20 protein-coding genes are annotated in these 19,631 nt (G+C 63.9%); 14 read left to right on the forward strand and 6 right to left on the reverse strand.

Translation table 11 applies throughout. From position 1 onward, the window contains the following. Positions 1 to 6: 6 nt before the first annotated feature. On the reverse strand, positions 7 to 186 hold the full coding sequence (locus ACP7DW_RS04265; RefSeq protein ID WP_426085190.1) for a hypothetical protein: 180 nt from the start codon (positions 184 to 186) through the stop codon (positions 7 to 9). Between ACP7DW_RS04265 and ACP7DW_RS04270 the strand changes: the two genes are divergently transcribed. From ACP7DW_RS04270 to ACP7DW_RS04295, 6 genes are all read left to right on the forward strand, one after another. Then, positions 166 to 1,554, forward strand: a complete 1,389-nt coding sequence (locus ACP7DW_RS04270; RefSeq protein WP_426054028.1) for a TIGR03013 family XrtA/PEP-CTERM system glycosyltransferase — start codon at positions 166 to 168, stop codon at positions 1,552 to 1,554. The genes ACP7DW_RS04265 and ACP7DW_RS04270 overlap by 21 nt on opposite strands. Beyond that, on the forward strand, positions 1,551 to 3,653 hold the full coding sequence (gene prsK, locus ACP7DW_RS04275) for an XrtA/PEP-CTERM system histidine kinase PrsK (RefSeq protein ID WP_426054029.1): 2,103 nt from the start codon (positions 1,551 to 1,553) through the stop codon (positions 3,651 to 3,653). Before ACP7DW_RS04270 ends, prsK begins: the two co-directional genes overlap by 4 nt. Before the next feature lie 15 nt (positions 3,654 to 3,668). Next, positions 3,669 to 5,024 (forward strand): PEP-CTERM-box response regulator transcription factor, encoded by a 1,356-nt coding sequence (gene prsR / locus ACP7DW_RS04280; protein ID WP_426054030.1) that lies wholly within the window; start codon positions 3,669 to 3,671, stop codon positions 5,022 to 5,024. 92 nt (positions 5,025 to 5,116) lie between these two features. Then, positions 5,117 to 5,560: a hemerythrin domain-containing protein gene (locus ACP7DW_RS04285; RefSeq protein WP_426054031.1), complete on the forward strand. Its 444-nt coding sequence runs from the start codon at positions 5,117 to 5,119 to the stop codon at positions 5,558 to 5,560. A 34-nt stretch (positions 5,561 to 5,594) separates the two neighbouring features. Further along, positions 5,595 to 6,503, forward strand: coding sequence for a hypothetical protein (locus tag ACP7DW_RS04290; RefSeq protein WP_426054032.1), 909 nt, complete (start codon positions 5,595 to 5,597; stop codon positions 6,501 to 6,503). Between the two features lie 207 nt (positions 6,504 to 6,710). Next, entirely contained in the window at positions 6,711 to 7,280 is a 570-nt protein-coding gene (locus ACP7DW_RS04295) for a DUF1439 domain-containing protein (protein WP_426054033.1), read from the forward strand. A gap of 1 nt (position 7,281) precedes the next feature. On the opposite strand, the gene ACP7DW_RS04300 is transcribed toward ACP7DW_RS04295, so the two are convergent. Further along, positions 7,282 to 7,665: a DUF7661 family protein gene (locus tag ACP7DW_RS04300; protein ID WP_426054034.1), complete on the reverse strand. Its 384-nt coding sequence runs from the start codon at positions 7,663 to 7,665 to the stop codon at positions 7,282 to 7,284. A 95-nt stretch (positions 7,666 to 7,760) separates the two neighbouring features. Here ACP7DW_RS04300 and ACP7DW_RS04305 point away from each other — a divergent pair, with 95 nt between their 5' ends. Then, positions 7,761 to 9,806 carry a M13 family metallopeptidase gene (locus ACP7DW_RS04305; RefSeq protein ID WP_426054035.1) on the forward strand — a complete coding sequence of 682 codons (2,046 nt, stop codon included), beginning with the start codon at positions 7,761 to 7,763 and terminating at the stop codon, positions 9,804 to 9,806. Between the two features lie 34 nt (positions 9,807 to 9,840). On the opposite strand, the gene fdx is transcribed toward ACP7DW_RS04305, so the two are convergent. The 3 genes from fdx to lpxO form a co-directional block, all read right to left on the reverse strand. Further along, positions 9,841 to 10,173: an ISC system 2Fe-2S type ferredoxin gene (gene fdx, locus ACP7DW_RS04310; protein WP_426054036.1), complete on the reverse strand. Its 333-nt coding sequence runs from the start codon at positions 10,171 to 10,173 to the stop codon at positions 9,841 to 9,843. A 60-nt stretch (positions 10,174 to 10,233) separates the two neighbouring features. Then, entirely contained in the window at positions 10,234 to 10,632 is a 399-nt protein-coding gene (locus ACP7DW_RS04315) for a DUF6331 family protein (RefSeq protein WP_426054037.1), read from the reverse strand. An 83-nt stretch (positions 10,633 to 10,715) separates the two neighbouring features. After that, complete coding sequence (gene lpxO / locus ACP7DW_RS04320; protein WP_426054038.1) at positions 10,716 to 11,615, reverse strand: lipid A hydroxylase LpxO; 900 nt, start codon at positions 11,613 to 11,615, stop codon at positions 10,716 to 10,718. Positions 11,616 to 11,759: 144 nt separating this feature from the next. On the opposite strand from lpxO, the gene ACP7DW_RS04325 reads away from it, so the two are divergent. The 3 genes from ACP7DW_RS04325 to ACP7DW_RS04335 all read left to right on the forward strand — a co-directional run bounded on the left by ACP7DW_RS04325 (position 11,760) and on the right by ACP7DW_RS04335 (position 14,651). Then, entirely contained in the window at positions 11,760 to 12,185 is a 426-nt protein-coding gene (locus ACP7DW_RS04325; RefSeq protein WP_426054039.1) for a hotdog fold thioesterase, read from the forward strand. A gap of 254 nt (positions 12,186 to 12,439) precedes the next feature. Further along, entirely contained in the window at positions 12,440 to 14,020 is a 1,581-nt protein-coding gene (locus tag ACP7DW_RS04330; RefSeq protein ID WP_426054040.1) for a methyl-accepting chemotaxis protein, read from the forward strand. 94 nt (positions 14,021 to 14,114) lie between these two features. Continuing rightward, positions 14,115 to 14,651 (forward strand): hypothetical protein, encoded by a 537-nt coding sequence (locus tag ACP7DW_RS04335; protein WP_426054041.1) that lies wholly within the window; start codon positions 14,115 to 14,117, stop codon positions 14,649 to 14,651. 100 nt (positions 14,652 to 14,751) lie between these two features. On the opposite strand, the gene ACP7DW_RS04340 is transcribed toward ACP7DW_RS04335, so the two are convergent. Next, entirely contained in the window at positions 14,752 to 16,251 is a 1,500-nt protein-coding gene (locus ACP7DW_RS04340) for an MFS transporter (RefSeq protein WP_426054042.1), read from the reverse strand. Between the two features lie 108 nt (positions 16,252 to 16,359). Here ACP7DW_RS04340 and ACP7DW_RS04345 point away from each other — a divergent pair, with 108 nt between their 5' ends. The 4 genes from ACP7DW_RS04345 to ACP7DW_RS04360 all read left to right on the forward strand — a co-directional run bounded on the left by ACP7DW_RS04345 (position 16,360) and on the right by ACP7DW_RS04360 (position 19,631). Then, positions 16,360 to 17,247, forward strand: coding sequence for a LysR family transcriptional regulator (locus ACP7DW_RS04345; protein WP_426054043.1), 888 nt, complete (start codon positions 16,360 to 16,362; stop codon positions 17,245 to 17,247). A gap of 108 nt (positions 17,248 to 17,355) precedes the next feature. After that, complete coding sequence (locus ACP7DW_RS04350; RefSeq protein ID WP_426054044.1) at positions 17,356 to 17,853, forward strand: VOC family protein; 498 nt, start codon at positions 17,356 to 17,358, stop codon at positions 17,851 to 17,853. Between the two features lie 111 nt (positions 17,854 to 17,964). Then, entirely contained in the window at positions 17,965 to 19,200 is a 1,236-nt protein-coding gene (gene purT / locus ACP7DW_RS04355) for a formate-dependent phosphoribosylglycinamide formyltransferase (RefSeq protein WP_426054045.1), read from the forward strand. Then, the gene (locus ACP7DW_RS04360; protein WP_426054046.1) at positions 19,200 to 19,631 is read left to right on the forward strand and encodes a DUF6678 family protein; all 432 of its coding nucleotides are present in this window, start codon (positions 19,200 to 19,202) and stop codon (positions 19,629 to 19,631) included. Before purT ends, ACP7DW_RS04360 begins: the two co-directional genes overlap by 1 nt.

Raw genomic sequence — 19,631 nt, forward strand, 5'->3', positions numbered from 1 at the left:
TTCCCCTCATTCGGTAATGTGTTGAGATAAATTCTGCAAGCGAAAGATAGCTGGGGCCGTAGCTTGTGGCGCATCAATGTCTTCGCGGAACAGTTCGCCATCATGGCAAGACAGCCGCAAGCCGCCCTGTGCGCGGCGTGATGCTTTTTTGCCGCAGGAGGAACCATGATCCGCATCTTCAGCCATTATGTCTCGAAAACAGCGTTTATCTTGCTGTTGCTGGAAATCCTGATCCTGCTGCTGTCGGCCACCCTGACCTCAATGCTGTGGCTGGCGGACGGCAGCCGCGTGCTGCGCGTGGGCGAGATTTACCTGTCGTCGACGATCTTTGCGCTGGTCATCGTGCTGAGCATGAGCGCGCTGGGCATGTACCAGCACCGCTCGCGCGAAGACATCCGCAACACGCTATTGCGCATCCTGCCGTCGTTCGCGCTGGGCTTTGCCGTGCTCAGCGTCTTGATCCGCTTCGTCCCGTCCCTGCATTTCGGGCGCGGCAGCGTGCTGATCTTCGGCCTGGGCGCCATCGGCGTGCTGCTGGCGCGCCTGGTGGTGTTCAAATCCTCGCAATCGGCGCTGATGGAAGGCAGGCTGATCCTGGTGGGCGGCGGGGCGCTGGCGCGCGAGTGCATGGACTTGGCAGCGAGCAAGATCGGTTTCCACCAGTTTACCGTCGTCGGCTGCATCGATGTGGCGGGAGAGCAATGCTGCGTGCCGGCCTCGGCCTTGCTGCCAGCCGAACCGTCACTGCTGGCCATGGCCCAGCGCCATGCCGCGCATGAGATCGTCGTGTCCGTCAGCGACCGGCGCAATGGCGCGTTTCCTGCCAAGCAGCTGCTGGAATGTGCGCTGGGCGGCGTCAAGGTGATCGACGCGGCCACGTTTTTCGAGCGCGAAGCGTGCCAGATCCGCATTGATTCCTTGCAACCGAGCTATCTGATCTATGGTGGCGGCTTCGACCAGAGTTTTTTCCGCGCTAGCTCGAAGCGGATGTTCGATCTGGCGGCCAGTGCGGTCATCTGCCTGGCGGCGCTGCCCGTGATGCTGGTGACGGCCGTGTGCATCCGCCTGGAAGACGGCGGCCCCGTGTTTTACCAGCAAGAGCGGGTGGGACGCGACGGCTTGCCCTTCAATGTGCTGAAATTTCGCAGCATGCGCTGCGATGCGGAGCGCGACGGCAAGCCCATCTGGGCGCAGACCAACGATGCGCGCATCACGCGCGTGGGTAATGTCATTCGCAAGCTGCGCATCGACGAGTTGCCGCAGATGCTCAATGTATTTCGCGGCGAGATGAGTTTTGTCGGGCCGCGCCCCGAGCGCGCCTATTTTGTCGAGCAATTGAAGGAACAGGTGCCGTACTACAACATCCGTCACAGCATCAAGCCGGGTATCACGGGCCTGGCGCAGGTGCGCTACCAGTATGGCGCCTCCGTCGATGACGCCGTCAAGAAGCTGCAATACGATTTGTATTATGTAAAGAATAACAGCCTGTTCCTCGACTTGCTGATCCTGCTCGACACGGTGCAGGTGGTGCTGTTTGGCAAGGGCGGCCGATGATGCTGTCGCAGTCAGACTGGCTGGCGGCGGCCGATGCGGCGGCGCTCAGCCATGGCCTGGCGTCGCTGGCCTTCTTCGTGCTGGCGCTGCTGCTCATCAGCAATTGGCGCGCGCGGCAAAATGTGCGCGCCTTGCTGGTCGCTTGCCTGGCGACGGGCGGCTGGGCCACGGGCACGGTGGTGCTGGTGCTGCTGGGGCAGCGCGTCGCGCTGGCCGGCGATGCGCTGGAACTGCTGCGCACCCTGGCCTGGCTGGTCTTCTTGCTGCTGCTGATCGAACCGTCGCGGCCCCGCTTGCGACTGGTGCTGGCCGGCATCACCCTCACGGCGCTGGCGCCCTGGCTGCTCTCGATGGCATCATCCTGGCTGGCGCTGCCCTTGCCGGCGCGTTTCATCGCCAGCGTCTGCCGTTTGCTGCTGGCCGTGCTGGGCATGTTGCTGGTGGAACAGTGGTACCGCAATACGCCGCCCCTGAAACGCTGGGGCATCAAGTTCGCCTGTCTGGGCGTGGGCGGCTTGTTCGCCTACGATTTTTACCTGTACAGCGACGCCTTGCTGTTTCGCACGGTCAACGACGACATCTGGGCCGCGCGCGGCATCGTCGACGCGCTGTGCGCGCCGCTGCTGGCCGTGTCGGCCGCGCGCAATCCGGGCTGGGCGCTGGGCCTGTCCGTCTCGCGCCAGATGCTGTACCGCTCGGCCGCCTTGCTCGGTTCGGCCATCTACCTGCTCGCCATGGCGGCCAGTGCCTATTATTTGCGCTATTTCGGCGGCACCTGGGGTTCCTTGATGCAGATGGCTTACCTGGGCGGCGCGGCCCTGCTGCTGGCGGGCGTGCTATTTTCCGGCAGCCTGCGCGCCAAGCTCAAGGTCACCATTAATAAACATTTTTATAATGCCATCTTCGATTACCGCGAAGAATGGTTGCGTTTTACGCGCGCCTTGTCCGAAGATGGCCCGGCCCTGGGCGAACGCACGATACAGGCCATGGCGCAACTGGTGGAAAGCCGCGCAGGCGCGCTGTGGATCTTGCGCGAACAGGGGCAATTCGCCCCGGCCGCCAGCTGGAACTGGCCACCGTGCACGTGGAGCGAGCCGGCGTCGGGCCCCCTGTGCCAGTTTCTGGAGGCGCGGCAATGGGTGATCGACGTGCCCGACTGCCAGCACAACCCGCTCCAGTACGGCGGCTTGCAGTTGCCGCCCGCGCTGCTGGCGCTGCCCGACGTATGGCTGCTGGTGCCCTTGATGCTGCATGGCCAGCTGTTCGCCTTTGTCGCGCTGGCGCGGCCGCGCACGCGTATCGGCCTGAACTGGGAAATCCTCGACGTGCTGAAAATTGCCGGCAGCCAGGCCGCCAGCTACCTGGCGCACCGCGAATCGCTCGACACCCTGACGGTGGCGCGCCAGTTCGACTCCTTCAACCGCATGTCCACATTCATCGTGCACGACCTCAAAAACCTCGTGTTCCAGCTGTCCTTGCTATTGAGCAATGCGGAAAAGCACCGTGCCAATCCCGCGTTCCAGGAAGACATGCTGGGCACCTTGGACCATTCCGTGCAGAAAATGAAGACCTTGCTGCAGAAGCTGGCGCGCGGCGAGGCGCCGGAAGCGCCGGCGCCGCTGCAGCTCGACGGCTTGCTGCGCCAGGCCGTGGCCGCCAAGGCCAGCCTGGCGCCGGCGCCCCGGCTGGAAATCGTCGATGGCGAGCTGACGGTGCTGGCCAACCGCGCGCGGCTGGAGCGGGTGCTCGGTCATTTGATCCAGAACGCCATCGAGGCGACGGCCAGCGATGGTACGGTGGACGTGCGGCTGCGGCGGGTACAGCACACGGCCGTGGTCGAACTCGACGATACAGGGCAGGGCATGAGCGAGCAATTCATCCGCGAGCGCTTATTTAAACCGTTCGACACGACGAAGACGGCGGGCATGGGCATCGGCGTGTTCGAAAGCCGCGAATACCTGCGCGAAGTGGGCGGCAGCCTGGAAGTGCGCAGCGAGCCGCAAGTGGGCACGACGTTTCGCGTGATCCTGCCGCTGCATGCGGCCATGGGGTCTGACCCGCCGGGTCATACCCCAGATTTCCGCTGTTCTACCCGCTGACTGGAGTGCATACGCATGGCGAAACAAAAACTGCTGGTCATCGAAGACGATCCCGGCCTGCAAAAGCAGCTGCACTGGAGTTTTGACGGCTATGACGTCTTGCTGGCGGGCGAGCGCGAAACGGCGCTGGCGCTGGTGCGGCGCCACCAGCCGGCCGTGGTGACGATGGACCTGGGCTTGCCGCCCGACCCGGACGGCGCCACGGAAGGGCTGGCCACCCTGCAGCAGATTCTTGCGCTGGCGCCGGACACGAAAGTCATCATCCTCTCGGGCAACCAGGAACGCGCGCATGCGTTGAAAGCGATTGCCCTGGGCGCCTATGATTTTCACCAGAAACCGTTTGACGCCGACATGCTGGGCCTGGTGATCGCCCGCGCGTTCTACCTGCACGCGATGCAGCAGGAAAACCGCCGCATGCTGCAGACGCAGGCCGACTCGCCCTTGGCGGGCATCGTCAGCCGCGACCCGGGCATGCTGAAACTGTGCCGCAGCGTGGAAAAAGTGGCGCCCTCGTCGGCCAGCGTGATGCTGCTGGGCGACTCGGGCAGCGGCAAGGAACTGATTGCGCGGGGCTTGCATGCGCTGTCGAGCCGTCATGCACAGCGCTTCGTTGCCATCAATTGCGCGGCGATTCCCGACAACCTGCTGGAAAGCGAGCTCTTCGGCTATGAACGGGGGGCATTTACGGGCGCGGCACGGCAAACCCTGGGCAAGATCGAGCTGGCCCACGGCGGCACCTTCTTTCTCGACGAGGTCGGCGACATGCCGATGGCGCTGCAGGCGAAAATGCTGCGCTTCTTGCAGGAAAGAGTCATCGAAAGGGTGGGCGGGCGCGCCGAGATCGCCGTCGACGTGCGCATCGTCTGCGCCACGCACCAGGATCTGAAGGCGCTGGCGGAACAGGGCCGTTTCCGCGAAGACCTGTTTTACCGGCTCAGCGAAATCGTCTTGCGCATTCCGCCGCTGCGCGAGCGGGCCGGGGATGCGGCTTTGCTGGCCCACCATTTCAAGAACAAGTTCTGCGCCAGCGAAGGACGCAGCAACCTGCATTTCAGCGCTGGTGCGCTGCAGCTGATCGAAAGCTACGGCTGGCCCGGCAATGTGCGCGAGGTGGAAAACTGCATCAAGCGGGCCGTCATCATGAGCGACGGGCCGCAGATCGCCGCCGACGACCTGGGCTTGCCCGCCAGCGTACAGGCGGCGCCCGTGGACGAGGCCATCAACCTGCGCCAGGCCCGCGAAGCGGCCGAATACAGGGTGATGGTGCGCGCGCTGGCGCGGGCCGACGGCAATATCGCCCGCGCGGCCGAGCTGCTGGGCGTGAGCCGGCCCACCCTGTACGACCTGATGGGCCACCACGGCATCAAGTAGGCAATGACTGAATATGAATTTTGTGTAAGGCGTCGCACATACGCGGGCGCTGCCGTGGCGCATCCTTGCCTCATCTACAACAAGGAGGCGCCATGAATGCGATCAGTTTATTAATGCAGGACCACAAGGCCGTGAAGGCGTTGTTTGCCCAGTATGAAGGCTTGAGCGACCGCTCATTTGCCACCAAGAAAAAGCTGGCCGACCAGATCTGCCAGGAATTGACCGTGCACACGCAGCTGGAAGAAGAAATTTTCTACCCGGCCGTGCGCCGCCCCATCCATGACGGCGACCTGATGGATGAAGCCGTCGTCGAGCACGCGAGCGCCAAGGAACTCATCGCGCAAATTAGCGCGATGGATCCCGCCGACGACCTGTATGACGCCAAGGTGAAGGTGCTGTCCGAACAGATCGACCATCACGTCAAGGAAGAAGAGGGCGACATGTTTCCCAAGGTGCGCGACACGGCCGTCGACCTCGATGCGCTGGGCCAGGAAATGGCCGCGCGCAAGGAACAACTGACGGGCGTGGCCGCCTGAACGGCCCAAGATATCATCAACCAAGGAGTATTCCATGCAAGCTACACAATTGTCCGTGTCCGACCTGAACAATCCGGGCGTTTCCTGGGGCGCCGTGCTGGCGGGCGCGGCCGCCGCGGCCGCCTTGTCCTTCATCCTGCTGATCCTCGGCGTGGGCCTGGGCCTGTCGTCCGTGTCGCCATGGTCGTTCAACGCCACGGCCATCGGCGTGTCGACCATCGTCTGGCTGGCCTTCATGCAGCTGGCCGCGTCCGGCATCGGCGGCTACATGGCGGGCCGGCTGCGCGTGAAATGGAGTTCCATCCATACGGATGAGGTGCATTTCCGCGATACGGCGCACGGCTTGCTGGCCTGGGCCGTGGCGACCTTGCTCACCGTCGCCCTGCTGGCCGGCGGCACGCGCGCCGTGCTGAGCGGCGCCATCGACGCGGGCAGCGGCGTGGCGGCGGCAGTTGGCCCGGCCGCAGCGGCTGGCGCCAAGGCGGGCGAGGGCAGTGCCAATCCGCTCGACTATTTCTCGGACATGCTGTTGCGCGCCGCGCCTGCTTCCACCAGCGGCACCGTGGCGGCACCTGTGGCCAATGCCAGCACTACCGACCAGCGCGTGGAAATCGGCAAGATCTTCGCAACCAGCCTGTCCACGGGCAGCCTGGCCGCCGATGACCGCGCCTACCTGGGCCAGGTCGTGGCCCGCCGCACGGGCGTGACGCAGGCTGAAGCGGAAGCGCGCGTCGACGCCGTCTACGCCCGCGCCACCAAGGCCGCCGCCGATGCCAAGGCCAAAGCACAGCAGGCGGCCGACACGGCCCGCAAGGCCGGTGCGCACACGGCGCTGTGGATGTTCATCGCCTTGCTGCTCGGTGCTTTCGTCGCCAGCCTGGCGGCAACGTTTGGCGGCCGCCAGCGCGACCATGAGCGCGTGCTGCGCCACGTAACCATTTAAATCATCCATTTCAATCTAGGAGTCTGCCATGCGTTCCATCCTCTTGCTGCTGATCGGCATTCCATTGCCCATCGTCATATTGATCGCCCTGTTCGTGCATTAAGCAGGCAACCATGAGAACCGGCGCCCGCTGCAAGGTGGGCGCCGGTTTTTGCGTGAAAGCGGGCGCATGTGTAAGATGGCGCCATCTTTCCACCGAGACTATCCATGAATGTGACCGCCATACGTCCCTTGCTGAAAACCGCCGCCATCGCCGCTTTTGCGTGCACCATGCTGGCCTCGTGTTCCACCCTGATCGGCCCGCGCGACGTGAATGTGTCGCTGAGCAAGATGCAGCAAGGCCTGGAGCGCCGCTTTCCCATCGACAAGCGCGTGTTGTCCGTGCTGGACGTCCAGCTGACCCACCCGCAGTTGTCGCTGCAGCCCGAGCGCGAAAGAGTCGCCCTCAGCGTGGACGCCAGCGTCTTGCCGCCGTTCATACGCCAGAGCTGGCGCGGCAGCCTGGCCATGTCGGGCCGCCTGGTGCTCGACGCCGGGCGCAACGCCGTCTACCTGAGCGAAGCGAGCGTGGACAAGGTCAGCATCGACGGCATGGACGAGTCGCAGCAGCGCCAGTTCGCCAAGGTGGCCAGCCTGGTGGCCGACCAGCTCATGCATGAAACGCCGATCTACACCTTCAAGCCCGACGAATTGCGCTATGCGGGCGTGCAATTCGTGCCCACGCAGATCAGGACCACGGGCAACGGGCTGACGGTGACGTTCGAGCCGGTGAAGTAGGCTAGGCCTCGAACGCGGACGAGCCGATTTGTGTTGCCGTGTTATTGCGCGGCGTCGCCTCTTCATGGAACAGGTCCGCCAGGTATTCGCACAAGGCATCGGCGCCAATATCGTCGGGAATGATGAAATCGGCGGGCCTGCGCTTGCCTTCCGCACCGAGATAGAAGGCGCGCCATGCTCCCTGATGCCCGCGGACGGCAATCAGCGTGCCGAAAATATTGAATCTGCATTCCTGCATCAAACTTCTCCAGTCAACGAGCCAGGCAAAAAGAGGTGGTGAACGACAGGTATGGCTATTGCCAGATGGTAACATTTGCTGATCATCGGCGCGGGCTTGAGGCGTGCTGCAGCGAACATCGGCGTACTGAAATTGTTCAACCGACATTGTTGCGCGGCAGGCAGGCCGACTATAATCCGGCCTCCCATGCCTGGACACAGCATGTTCCCCAACATGAAGTTAAAACAATTAAAGGAATCTTCGTGAAACGTTCACTCATCAGCGCCGCCTGCTGCGCCTTGTTCGCCTTTTCGTCGCCGTCGCTTTACGCCCAAGCTACCAATGCTACCGCGCCCGTCTCCGGCATCGACCTGAAAACCCTGGACCCGGCAGTGAGCCCCCGGGATGATTTCTATGGCTACGTCAACGGCGTCTGGACCCGCAACACGGACATCCCGGCCGACAAATCCGTCTGGGGCACGTATATCGAACTGCGTGAAATCGCGCAAGGCCAGCTGCGCGGCCTGATCGACGCCACCGTCAAGAACCCCGGCAAGCCCGGCAGCGAGGCGCACAAGATCGCCGACCTGTACACGAGCTTCATGAATGAGAAGGCGCGCAATGCGGCCGGCTTCAAGCCTTTGAAGGCCGAACTGGCCCGCGTGGCCAGCGTGAAAGACAAGAAAGACTTGCCGGCGCTGTTCGCCTACCTGCAGGGCAATGGCGTCGCCACGCCGTTTTCCGCCTATGTGGCGCCAGATGCGCAAGACCCCGAGCAATACACGGTCAACATCAGCCAGTCCGGCCTGGGCTTGCCTGACCGCGATTACTACCTGAAGGAGGACGACGCCAAGCTGCAAGCCGTGCGCGCCAAATACCTCAAGCATATCGAAACCATGCTGGCCATGAGCGGCGACAAGGCCGCTGCCGAGCACGCGGCGCACATTCTCGACATCGAAACGCGTTTGGCGGCGGTGCAGTGGACGCGCGTGCAGATGCGCGACCCCGTCAAATCGTACAACCGCGTCGACTTCGATAAATTTACGGCACTGGCGCCGGCCTTCGACTGGAACGCCTATTTTGCCGCCGCCGGCCTGGCGCCGAAAGCCGCTTCGGCCGTGGTGCGCCAGCCCAGCTTCATGACCGGGTTTTCCGAGACCGTGGCCGCCGTGCCGCTGGCATCGTGGAAGAGCTACCTGAACTGGCGCATCATCGAAAGCTATGCGTCTTACCTGGACAGCGCCACGGTCAAGGAGCGCTTCGCCTTCGACGGCACGGTGCTGCGCGGCGTGCCGCAAAGCGAACCGCAGTGGCAGCTGGCGCTGCGCTTCACGGATGGCGCCATCAGCGACGCCGTCGGCAAGCGCTACGTGCAAATGTATCTGCCGCCGGAAACGAAGCCACGCGTGATGGCCATGTTCGACAATTTCGTCGCCTCGTTCAAGGATGGCATCGAGCAACTCGACTGGATGGGCCCGGAAACCAAGAAGGAAGCCCAGCTCAAGCTGGCAGCCTTGAAGCCGAAGATCGCCTACCCGGATACTTGGCGCGACTACAGCAGCATGCAGACGCGGCCGAACGACCTGATCGCCAACGTGCGCGCCGCGCGCGCATGGAGCCGCCAGCAAAACCTGGCCAAATTGGGCAAACCGGTCGACCGCGACGAATGGTCGATGACGCCGCAAACCGTCAACGCCAGCTATAGCCCGGCCCTCAATGCCATCACGATTCCGGCCGCGATTTTGCAGCCGCCATTCTTCAACGTGAAAGCGGAAGATGCCGTCAATTATGGCTTGCTGGGCATCACCTTCGGCCATGAAATCAGCCATGCATTCGACGATTCCGGCAGCCAATATGATGCCAAGGGCCGTCTGCGCAACTGGTGGACGGCGCAAGACCGCACAGCCTTCAAAGCGCTGGCCGCCGGCCTCGTCAAGCAATACGGCGCCTACAGCCCTGTGCCTGGCTACCATATCAATGGCGAGCTGACCCTGGGTGAAAACATCGGCGACAATTCCGGTCTGTCGATCACCTACAAGGCCTACCAGCGTTCCTTGAACGGCAAGCCGTCGCCAGTCATCGATGGCTTGACGGGCGAACAGCGGCTGTACATCGGCTTTGCGCAGAAGTGGCGCGCCAAGCTGCGTCCGGAAGCGGCCATCGCGCAGATCAAGAGCGACCCGCATTCGCCGGGCGAATTCCGCGCCAAGGGCACGGTCAAGAACCAGCCCGGCTTTTACGAAGCGTTCGGCATCAAGCCGGGCGACCCGATGTATCTGCCGCCCGAGCAGCGCGTGATCATGTGGTAAGCATGGTCAGGTAAGCAGGCCGCCACGCCCGGGACTATTCTTTGGCGTGGTTGAGGGTGTACCTGGGTAGTTCGACCGTCAGGTCTTCCTGGGCCAGGCGCGCCTGGCACGACAGGCGCGAGTGGGGCTGCAAGCCCCAGGCCTGGTCGAGCATGTCTTCTTCATTGTCGCCCAATTCGTTGAGCGACTCGAAACCCTGCAGCACGACCACGTGGCAGGTGGAACAGGCGCCCACCTGGCCGCAGGCGTGTTCCATGTCAATCTTGTTGAGCAGCAAGGCGTCGCAAATACTCATTTTCTCTGGCGCGTCGAACACGGCGCCGTCGGGGGCCAGTTCGGGATGGGGCAGGACGGTGATGGTGGACATGCGGGATTCTCCTTGCGTTCCTTGAATACCGTTACCTTGGACCTTCCCGCCTTGGCAAGGTCAAGCCCCTGCGCGATCCGCTGCGACGATGCACTCGTCCAGATGCGCGAGCAATTGCAGGAACACGCGTTTATCGGCAAAGTGATTCATCGTGGCACTCGTCAATACATCGCTGGCAGCGGCCGTTACGGCGGCCTTGGCCGCTACGCAGGCGGCATGCAGTTGCGCGCGATCCAGTTCCAGCAGCGCCGTGGCGACAGCTTCGCGCGTGAAATCGTAGGCATCCATGCCGCAACAGCCGGCCACGCAATGCGTTTCCAGGCGGCAGATCAGCGGCCATAGGCCATCGAGCAGGGCATCGATGTCGATCGCCTGGTTGTAGCGGCCGTCAAGATCGATGAATTCGATCCAGGCGTCGTCGCCGATCTGGATATCGTACTGTCGGTCGCGTTCGGTCATTTTCTAAAATTCTCCTGGTCAGTGGCATCGCATGATAAAAAAACCGCCCGAAGGCGGTTTGATCAAACAGGCAAGGGCGCTTGCTAGATGAAGTAGATCAGCGCGATCACGCCCACCACCAGGGCCACGCGGGTGAGCTGGTAGGCCGTCTTGTTCCACGCCTTGAAGCGGCGGCGGTACTGGCCCATGGTCCAGGAAATCTGGAACAGTTTACTCACGCCGCCTACCTGGTCGCCCAGTTCGTTGGGCGAGGCGGCGGCCGTCATCAGGGTGCGCCCCAGCCAGCGGTTCAGTCCTTGCGCCCAACGGTAGCGCATCGGGCGCTCGATGTCGCAGAACAGGATGATGCGGTCGCTGTCGGCATCGTTGCGGGCCCAGTGGATATACGTTTCATCGAACATCACGGCCTGGCCATCGCGCCAGCTGTGACGTTCGCCATCGACGTCGATGAAGCAGCGGTCGTCGTTCGGCGTCTGCAAGCCCAGGTGATAGCGCAGGGAACCGGCGAACGGGTCGCGGTGCGGGTTGAGCTTGCCGCCTTGCGGCAGTTCCGCGAACATGGCCGCCTTGATCGAGGGAATCGATTGCAGCAGCGCATAGGTTTGCGGGCACATCTGCTGCGCCGACGGGTGGTTCGCGTCATACCATTTCAGGTAGAAACGCTTCCAGCCATATTTGAAGAACGAGTTGAAGCCCACGTCATTGTTCTTTTCGGCCGCCTTGATTTTTTTCATTTCCTGCATGCGCAGCGCTTCATCGCGGATGATTTGCCAGTTCTGCTGCAGCGGCGCCAGTTCCGGGAACTGCTCGACGGAAAGATATGGCGTGGCCGGCACCTTGGAAAAGGTGTGCATGAACAGGTTCAGCGGCGCCATGAACGAGGAGTGATCGAAGATCTGGCGGCGAAACGGCAGGCGTACCTTGCCACGAAAATGAATATGTAAAACAGAAAACACAAAAATGCCCAGCAAGGCCCACTTCATACACAACCTCGTTTTTTAAGAATGGGGCAATTATAACCAGTTAATGCCAGCGCCACCCCGTGCCAGGGTGAAGGAAAGATGAAGCGGCACTCGGGCGAGCACTGTCCTACAATGGACCTTTCTCCACATTGATACGAGGTAACGATGGAAATCTGGCACGCACCGCTCGACCTGGCCACGCTCAACGCCGCCAGCGAGGGCACGGCCATGCGCCACCTGGGCATCGTCTTCACGGCCTTCGGTCCCGACTGGATCGAGGCGAGCATGCCCGTCGACCACCGCACCATGCAGCCGTTCAAGCTGCTGCATGGCGGCGCTTCCGTCTTGCTGGCCGAAACCCTGGGCAGCATGGCCGCGAATGCCTGCCTGGATCATCGCCGCCATGTCAGTGTGGGACAGGAAATCAACGCCAACCACGTGCGCGGCGTACGCGGCGGCCACGTGACGGGGCGCGCCACGCCGATCCACCGGGGCCGCAGCAGCCAGGTCTGGGAAATCCGCATCGTCGATGATGGCGGAAAATTGTGCTGCATTTCGCGCATCACCATGGCCGTCATCGACGCTCCTTGACTTGCATCAAAGCATTAAAAGTGAACGCGTGGAATCATCCATAACGCTGTTCGCTTATAATTCAGTGTGCTGTTGTATGGCGTGTGGGGGTACTCCGCGCGCCTGCATTGCCCGAAATTAGAAGCTGACTGCCCAAAAAACGCCAGTTGGATACTGATATTGGTCTCTACGCAATATCGGCAAGTGACGGTGAGCAGATCGCTGGTGTTGAGATAACCAGCAACAATCAACTTTATTACAGGGCAATAACAACAATGATGTCATTCAATCGGTTGACGATAGGCGCGCGCCTGAGCGCAGGCTTCGGGCTGCTGGTGGTACTGATGCTGGTGCTGGCCGCTTTCGCGCTGCTGCGCATCGGCACCATCTCCGGCGCCATGGACGCGCAAGAAAAAGTCCAACTGGAAAAACTCGAACCCCTGTACGTGGCGCGCGAAGCGCTCGACCAGACGGGCATGGCCGCCCGCAACGCGTATATCTTCCATGAGCAGGCCGCCGCCGAAAAAGAGCTGGCCATCCTCGACAGCCAGAAGGCGCTGTACCTGGAAGCGCTGGCCCGGCTGGCGCCGCAGTTCGTTGGCGATCCCCAATTCGAGAAAGTCAGCGCGGGCCTGAAAACCATGGCGCAGGAACTGCAGCGTCCGCGCCAGTTCCGCGCCACGGGGCAGATGGAGCAGTACGGCACTTTCCTCGTCGAGGAATGCAGCCCGCTGCGGCGCCAGATCGTCGCCGACATCGATGCCGTGCTGAAAAACGTGCTGCGCGAATCGGAGCAGGCCAGCGTGGCCGCGCGCGCCATCTACGGCCAGTCGCTGCGCTGGATCGGCGTGCTGGCCGCGCTCAGTGTGCTCATTTGCATTGCGGTCGCCACCGTCATCACGCGAGGATTGCTGCGCCAGCTGGGCGGCGAACCCGCGTACGCGGCCTCGATCGCCGGGCGCATCGCGCTCGGTGAACTGGCCATCGACGTGCACACGCGCGACGGCGACGACAGCAGCCTGCTGTTCGCCATCAAGACCATGCGCGACAACCTGGCCGCCATCGTCGGCAAGGTGCGCCACGGAACGGAAAGCATCGCCACGGCCTCGACCGAGATCGCTTCGGGCAACCGCGATCTGTCGCAGCGCACGGAACAGCAGGCCGGCTCCCTCGAAGAGGTCGCCTCGTCGATGGAAGAACTGATTTCCACCGTACGCCAGAATGCGGACAACGCCCAGCAGGCAAATCACCTGGCGCGCGAAGCGTCGAAGGTGTCGGAGCAGGGCGGCAAGGCGGTGGCCGAAGTGGTGCACACCATGGGCCTGATCAATGCCTCGTCGAACAAGATCGTCGACATCATCGGCGTGATCGACAGCATCGCCTTCCAGACCAACATCCTGGCCTTGAACGCGGCCGTGGAGGCGGCGCGCGCCGGTGAGCAGGGGCGCGGCTTCGCCGTGGTCGCCACCGAGGTGCGCAGCCTGGCACAGCGTTCCGCCGCCGCCGCGCGCGAAATCAAGACCCTGATCGACGATTCCGTCAGCAAGGTGGGCACGGGCACGGTGCTCGTCGAGCAGGCGGGCGCCACCATGCATGAGGTGGTGGCCGGCATCGGCAGGGTGACGGGCATCATGGCCGAGATCAGCCACGCCACGCAGGAGCAGGGCGCCGGCATCGAGCAAGTCAACCGCGCCATCGTCGACATGGACCGCGTGACCCAGCAAAACGCGGCCCTGGTGGAACAGGCGGCCGCCGCCGCGCACGAACTGCAGCAGCAGGCGGCGCAGCTGGAACAGGAAGTGGGCATCTTCAAACTGGCCCAGCCGGCCAGCGGTCCTTTGCGCCTGGCGGCCTGACGCCGATCGCGCAGCAGCGCGGCGCGCCACCAGGCATGCGCCAACAGTCCTATTACGCGCTACAATGAGAGCTGGATCACCGCCAGGACTTCTCATGCAAGTGCGCAGCAGCCATGATCTATCGAGCCCGGACGACGACCAAGCGGCGCCGCCCGTGCTGCAACTGGCCCTTGCCGGACTGGGCTGGGGTTTACTCACCTGCGTGCTGTGCTTTGCCATCCTGTTCCTCACCAAATGGCTGCTGCCGCCCGCATACTGGGGCGTGCACACGGGCCTGGCCAAGTTCAAGCACGAAATGTCGCTGCCCCTGCTGGTGTTCTGGGTCGTCATCTATTCTCCCATCCTGGAAACCTTCCTCGGCCAGCTGCTGCCGCTGGAAATCCTCAAGCGCCTGGGCGCCAGCCGCCAGCTGAGCATTTTCATCGGCGCCCTCCTGTGGGCCATCGTGCATTTCGTCAGCGGCGGCTTGCTGCACGCCATCGTTGCGCTCGGTTCAGGCGCCATGTTCAGCTTTGTCTACCTGCGCTACCGCAGTCCCGGCGTGGCCGTTGCCTATGCGACAACGACATTTTCCCGCGCCTGCAACAATATCGCCATCCTGGTGGCCGTGTTCTACGGCCTCGACGCCTAAAGCACCTTCCAAAACCTACTGCGCGTCGGTATAGGCGGCCTGCGATGCTCACCGTACTCTAGTACGGTTGCGCTTCTCGACCACCTCTACCTTCCGCTCGCTACGGTTTTGTTAGGTGCTTTTCTTCCCTCCTGAGCAAATACGGCACCAGCGTGGCCAGCGCCACGGCCAGTCCCGCCAAGCCATTCAGCAGCTGGCGGAAGGCGGCGTCATAGCTGGCGCGCAACAGCGCTTCGTGGCCGCCCAGCAGCTGTGTCGCTTGCGCGATATCGCCGAGCGCGGCGCGGCTGGCGGCGGCCAGCACGGGCAGATCGGTCGGCAGTTGCCGCGCCAGGGCTGCACCGATCAGGCCGGCCAGCACGGCGCCCGCCAAGGCCAGCGCCACGCCATCGGCGCTGACGCGCACGGTATTGAAGATGCCCGTCGCCATGCCGGCGCGCTCAGTGTCCACCACGCTCAAGGCCATGCCATCCATCAAGCCCCACGGCAAGCCGATACCCACGCCGATCAGCAGCAGCGGGCCGGCCAATGTGCCAGCGTCACCGCCACCGAGCACCTGCGCCAGCCAGGCCAGGCCCGCCGCGGCCAGCAGCAGTCCCGCCGCGCACACGCTGCCGGCCGTGATCCAGCGCGCCAGCAGCGCCGCCAGCATGGGCACGAGCAGCAGCGGCGCGGCCAGGGCGATCATCAGGCGGCCCGCCGCCAGCGCGGACATGCCGTCGATGCCGATGAAGCGCCCCGGCAGCATGACGATGAGCACGATGAACAGGAAGGCGGGCGAGACGGCCAGCACTTGCACCGCGATAAAGCGGCGCTGGCGGAACAGCGATAAATCGAGCAGGGGCTGCGCCGTCCCCCGTTCGACCGCGATAAACATACAAAACAGCAGCGCGGACGCGGCGACGGGCAGCAGCACGGTCCCGCTGCGCCAGCCGTGTTCGGGCACCAGCAGCATGCCCAGAGTCAGCAGGCCCAGCGCGGCGCTGAAGCTGAGGGCGCCAGGCCAGTTCAGCCGGCCCTTGCCGCGCGGCGGATCGGCCGGCACGCTGCTCCATACCAGCAGCATGCCGATGGCGCCCAGCGCGGCCGTGGCGTAAAAGATGGCGGGCCAGCGGGCCAGCGCCAGCATGGCGCCGGCCGCCAGCGGACCGAAGGCCAGGCCCAGGCCAAAGGTGGTGCCGAGCACGCTCATCACGCGGCAGCGCGCCGCGACGTGGAACAGCGGCGCCAGCGACGACATGGCGGCGGCGAATGCGGCTGCGCCACCGAGGCCCTGCACGAAGCGCAGCGCGGCGATCCACGCCACGGAGGGCGCGACGGCGATGGCCAGGGTCGCCACGCAAAACAGCGCCAGCCCCGCCAGCCAGACGCGGCGCCGTCCCAGCACGTCCGTCAGGCTGCCCGCCACCATCATGGCGCTGCCATAGCTGAGGATATACGCATTGATGACCCAGTTCAGCGCGGCGGCGCTGCCGTGCAGTTCGGCGCCGAGGGCGGGCAGCACGACGGCCGGGCCCGTGAAGCACAGGGGAATGAGCAAGCCCGTCAGGCAGGCGGCCAGCACTTGCAGGGGGAGTGAAAGAGGTGAGGATGAGGGCATGGGATCGGCTCGGAAAGATGGAGCGGCGAGTATGGCGCGCCCGTCATTGAAGAAAAATGGGCTAAACTGATCAACATATCGGACACAAATGTCGTGAATGGAGCGCGGATGGATAGCTTGGGTGGCATCGCCATGTTCGTGCAGGTGGCGGACAGCGGCAGTTTCTCTGCCACTGGCCGGCTGCTGGGATTATCGTCGTCGGCTGTGGGCAAAAGCGTGGCGCGCATGGAGGCGCGGCTGGGCGCGCGCCTGTTCCAGCGCAGCACGCGGCATCTGGCGCTGACGGCGGAAGGGGAAAAATTCCTGCAGCGCTGCAAGCGCATCCTCGCGGAGGTGGCGGCGGCCGAGCGGGAATTGAGCGAGGCCAGCAGCGGGCCCAGCGGCCGGCTGCGCATCAGCCTGCCACGCTACAGCGGCCTGTTCGAGCCGGCCATCGGCGCGTTCATGCAAGCCTATCCCGCCATCGAACTCGATCTCGATTTCTCCGACGCCATGGTCAATATCGTCAGCGACGGCTTTGACGCGGCCGTGCGCACGGGCGAATTGGCCGATTCAAGCTTGATGCGGCGCAAACTATGCACATTCCGCCGCCTGCTGGTGGCGTCGCCCGCCTATCTGGCGCGCCATGGCCGGCCCGCCGATGGCGCCGCGCTGCTGCGCCACGCGCGCCTGGATTACCGTTTTCCCGCCACGGGCCGCCTGGAACCGTGGCCGTTGCTGGACGAGGCTGTCCAGCCGGCGCCCGGCATGGTCTGCAACAGCCTGGAAATGCGCGTCTACCTGGCCGTGCAGGGGCAGGGCATCGCCTACCTGCCTGCTTTTGCCGTGCAGCGCGAGCTGGCGGCCGGGCAACTGGTCTCGCTGCTGGACGAGCATACGCAGGCGCATACGGCATTCTGGCTGCTGTGGCCGGCCAGCCGTCACCTGCCGCCGCGCCTGCGTGTGTTCATCGATTTCCTGGTGGAGCAGTTACAGGATCGACATTTTGGCGGCTGATGCCTGCGCCTTGGCCGCATCGCGCGCCATGGGCGTACAAAATTGACTATATTGGTGGCTGTCCTTCCCGCGCGGGAAGACGTTCGTGTTTCGGACCAGGGAGACATCATGCATAGCGTACAAAAGATTACCCCATGTTTATGGTTCAACGGCAACGCCGAGGCGGCGGCCCGGTTGTATACGGGAATTTTTCCCAATTCCAAGATCGGCCAGATCCTGCGCTATGGCGAGGAAGGCAGGGAAATCCACGGCCAGGAGCCGGGCAGCGTGCTGACGGTGGCGTTCGAACTCGATGGCCAGACGTTTACGGGTTTGAACGGCGGCCCGTTGTTCCAGTTTTCCGAGGCGATCTCGTTCCAGGTCAATTGCGAAACCCAGGACGAGGTCGACCACTACTGGACGCAGCTATCTCAGGGCGGTCCGCCGGAAGCGCAGCAGTGCGGCTGGCTCAAGGACCGGTTCGGGGTGTCGTGGCAGATCGTGCCCACCATCATGGTCAAGCTGCTGGGCGATCCCGCCCCCATCAAGGCGCAGCGCGTGATGAAAGCCATGATGGGGATGAAAAAGATCGACATCGCCGAGATCAAGCGGGCGTACGCGGGCTAGCGTGGCCGCCAGGCAAGGGAGTGCGGCCGCACGCCAGCGGCGCGCCCTGTCCAAGAGGGCCGGCATTTGCTATAGTCCCAGCCATCTTTCCATCCGTCTACAGATCCTGCCATGACCACTAGCACCATCACCAGCAGCACCATCGCGCCCCGCACCTTCGGCACACCGCTGTCTTCCACCGCCATCAAAGTCATGCTGCTGGGCTCCGGCGAACTGGGCAAGGAAGTGATCATTGCGCTGCAGCGCCTGGGCGTGGAAGTGATCGCCGTCGACCGCTATCCGAACGCGCCGGGCCACCCGGTGGCGCACCGCTCGCACGTGATCGACATGAGCGACGGCGTGGCCCTGGCGGCCCTGATCGACCTGGAAAAGCCGGATCTGATCGTGCCGGAAATCGAAGCCATCGCCACCGAGACCCTGGCGGCGCTGGAAGCGGCCGGGCAAATCACCTGCATCCCGAACGCGCGCGCGGCCGTGCTGACGATGAACCGCGAAGGCATCCGCACCCTGGCGGCCGAAACGCTCGGCGTGGCGACATCGCCATACCGCTTCGCCAGCAGCCTGCAAGAGCTGCAGCTGGCATGCCAGGAAATCGGCTTTCCGTGCGTGGTCAAACCCGTGATGTCGTCGTCGGGCAAGGGGCAGTCCAAGCTCGATGGCCCGCAAGACGTGGACGCGGCGTGGGCGTATGCGGCCAGCGGCGGCCGCGTCGATACCGGGCGCGTGATCGTCGAAGGCTTCATCGACTTCGATTATGAAATCACCCTGCTGACGGTGCGCGCCGTCGGCGCCTCGGGACAGATCGAGACGCAGTTCTGCGAGCCGATCGGCCACTTGCAGGTGCAGGGCGATTACGTGGAATCGTGGCAGCCGGCCCGCATGGCGCCGCTGGCCCTCGAGCGTTCGCGCGAGATCGCGCGCAAGGTGACCGATAACCTGGGCGGCCTGGGGCTGTTCGGCGTGGAGCTGTTCGTCAAGGACGACATGGTGTGGTTCTCGGAAGTGAGCCCGCGTCCGCACGACACGGGCATGGTCACCATGGCCAGCCAGGTGCAGAGCGAATTCGAGCTGCACGCGAAAGCCATCCTGGGCTTGCCCGTCAACGTGGCGCTGCGTTCGCCCGGCGCCTCGGCCGTCATCTACGGCCAGCTGGAAGCGAAAGGCATCGCCTTCGAAGGCGTGGCCGACGCCTTGAGCGTGCCGGGCGCCGACCTGCGCCTGTTCGGCAAGCCCGAATCGTTCGCCCGCCGCCGCATGGGTGTGGCCCTGGCCACGGCCGACGATATCGACACGGCCCGCGCGCGCGCCGTGCTGGCCGCGTCGAAAGTCAAGCCGGTGGCGAGGTAATGGCGGGCCTGCCGCTGGCCGACGCCGGTGGCGACGACATCAAGCGCAAGCTGCGCGGCCACATCGCGCGGCGCAACCTGGCCGGCGCCGCCAACGATTGCAAGTGGAACGAACTGCTGGCCTTCATGCGCGGGCGGACTGACTGGGTGCCGTCGTACCGCTACGGTTCCGTGTCCGGTTACGTCTCGCGCTGGGACACGGAATGGGATTACCACCCGCCGTTCCCGTTCCTGGGCGTGGAATGGTTCGACATCGGCCTGACCTCGGAAGAACACGTGGCCATGCTGCTGCCAAAGAAAATCATCGACCATGGCGTGTGGATCGTGCCGGAACTGGAACGCATCGGCTTCGATTTCGAGGTGCGCGACCGGGTGGCGCGCATCTGGGGCTATTTGCCCCGCAATTATGACGACTTTCCTCCCGCCGACTAA

Origin of the sequence: Janthinobacterium sp. PSRC1-1 (assembly GCF_049897525.1) — a bacterium.
Lineage (GTDB): Bacteria > Pseudomonadota > Gammaproteobacteria > Burkholderiales > Burkholderiaceae_D > Janthinobacterium > Janthinobacterium tructae.